The organism is Thermovirga sp. (assembly GCA_012523215.1).
In the GTDB taxonomy this organism is placed as follows: Bacteria; Synergistota; Synergistia; order Synergistales; family Thermovirgaceae; genus 58-81.
In genome coordinates this window covers 1-2,143 of the sequence record JAAYIZ010000177.1, presented here as the reverse complement: position 1 = coordinate 2,143, position 2,143 = coordinate 1, and the positions used below count along the sequence as shown (strand labels likewise).

Annotated in this window: 3 protein-coding genes; all 3 read right to left on the bottom strand. The window is 59.8% G+C overall.

Annotated elements, in window-relative coordinates:
• Positions 1–211: 211 nt before the first annotated feature.
• The gene (locus GX108_05075) at positions 212–703 is read right to left on the bottom strand and encodes a 3-isopropylmalate dehydratase small subunit (GenBank protein ID NLO56411.1); all 492 of its coding nucleotides are present in this window, start codon (positions 701–703) and stop codon (positions 212–214) included.
• 4 nt (positions 704–707) lie between these two features.
• Positions 708–1,964 carry a 3-isopropylmalate dehydratase large subunit gene (locus GX108_05070; protein NLO56410.1) on the bottom strand — a complete coding sequence of 419 codons (1,257 nt, stop codon included), beginning with the start codon at positions 1,962–1,964 and terminating at the stop codon, positions 708–710.
• A 12-nt stretch (positions 1,965–1,976) separates the two neighbouring features.
• Positions 1,977–2,143: 3-isopropylmalate dehydratase small subunit (gene leuD, locus GX108_05065; GenBank protein ID NLO56409.1), on the bottom strand; the 167-nt coding region annotated here is incomplete at its 5' end.

The window sequence follows — 2,143 nt, the reverse complement described above, 5'->3', positions numbered from 1 at the left end:
TGGTACCGATCCTTCTTTTCCTTCACCTGCATGACGTTTCTTGCCATTTGTGCTTCCCCCTCCTGGTTTCATCAAAGGCGGACCGAAAACGCGCCCTCGCTGCCGGCGCGGATCTCTCCCGCCGCCTTTGCTTTGCTCTTACGTCTTACGCTTTTGCTTTTCGTTTCACGGGTTTCCCATTGGCTCTTCCGATTCACGGTTTCTTACGCCCCTACAGCCCCAAACTCTTCTTCACGTGGGGGATAAGTCCCCCATCCTCGATAAGCCCCTTTACGAAATCGGGGTAGGGCGGGAACTTGAAGGTCCCCCTGGGCGTGACGATCTCGCTCTTGTCGAAGTCGACGGTGACCTCGTCGCCCTTCTCGAGGGCGTCCACGGCTTCGGGGCTCACCACGATGGGCAAACCCTCGTTCAGGGCGTTGCGGTAGTAGATCCTGGCGAAACCCTTCGCGATTATGGCCCCTATCCCGCGCACCTTGATGCAGGTCACGGCCTGTTCCCGGGAGGAACCGCAGCCCCAGTTCTTGCCTCCGACGATGATGTCGCCCGGCTGGGCGTTCTTGGTGAACTCGGGGTCGAGGTCCTCCAGGGCGTACTTGCCCATTTCGTTACGGTCCGAGACGGTGTAGGTGTATTTGCCGGGGAATATAACATCGGTATTGACGTCGTCGCCGTACTTCCAGACCTTTCCTGTGACCTTCATGGCGCTAAAGCACCTCCCTGGGATCGGAGATTTCGCCCTTTAAAGCGGAGGCGGCGACCGTCATGGGGCTGGCTAGGTAGATGAAACTGTCCTTGTTGCCCATGCGGCCTCTGAAGTTCCTGTTGGCCGTCGAAATGCAGGTCTCACCCGGGGCGAGGATCCCCTCGTGGTTGCCCATGCAGGGACCGCAGCCGGGGTTGACTATGACGCACCCGGCGTCGAGGAAGACCTCGAGGAGCCCTTCTTCCAGCGCCTGTCGGTAGACCGTCCAAGAGGCGGGGAGGACGATGGTCCTCACGGCCACTTCCTTGCCCTTCAGAATATCTGCCGCCAGCCGCAGGTCCTCGATGCGGGCGTTGGTGCAGCTCCCGAGGAAAGCCTGGTGTATCGGCGTGCCCTTGACCTCGTCGATGGGAGCATAGTTGTCCACCGTGTGGGGTTTGGCGACGGCGGGCACCAGGTCTCCCAAGTCGTAGTGCAGTTCCTTGGCGTAAAGGGCGTCGTCGTCGGCCCAGAGGGCTTCCCACTGGTCCGTCTTGGCAATGGGTTTGATGAAATCCAGGACCTTCTGATCAGGGGGGCAGGCAGCGTTCTTGGCCCCGACCTCGATCCCCATGTTGCAGAGGGTCATCCTCTCGGACAGGGACATCTCCTCGATGGCGGGTCCGTGGAACTCGATGGACATGTAGTCGGCCCCGTCGGCCTTTATATCGCCGGCTATCTTGAGGATCAGGTCCTTCGCCGAAACACCTCTCTTGAACTTGCCCGTCACGGTGATCTTCATTGATTCGGGGACACGGAACCAGATCTGTCCCGTCGCCCAAGTGGCGGCCATCTCGCTGCGACCTATTCCCGTGGAGAAAGTGCCGAAAGCGCCATAGGTGCAGGTGTGGCTGTCGCTCCCAACGATGACCAGTCCCGGGAGGGCGAAACCCTCCTCGCACATGATCTGGTGACAGACTCCGCCCCTGCTGGTCACGTCGTAGAAGTACCTGATCCCCTGTTCCTTGACCACCTGGCGGATCTTCATGTGGTTCTCGGCGTGCTTGTCCGTCGGCGCCGGGATGGCGTGATCCAGGATGAACACCAGGTGGTCGGGCTTCCAGACCTTATTCACGCCGATCTTCTGGAAAATGCCCCAGATAGGCGCTGCGTTGTCGTGGCTCATGCAAAAGTGGGGTTCAACTATGACGACCTGGCCGGCCGAAACGGACTCGCCGGCCGCCTTGCCGAGCACTTTTTCAGCGAATGTCTTTCCCATGCCGACCCTCTCCTACTTGCTGACGGCCTTTTCCTTGAGGTACTCGATGAGGCCGCCGGCCTTCATTATGTCCATCTCCAGGTCCGCGACGGCGTCGCCGTGGAAGGTGTTGCCATTGGTGAGATCCTTGATCTCGCCCTTCTCCAGGTCTACCTCAAGTTCGTCGCCGTCCTTGATCT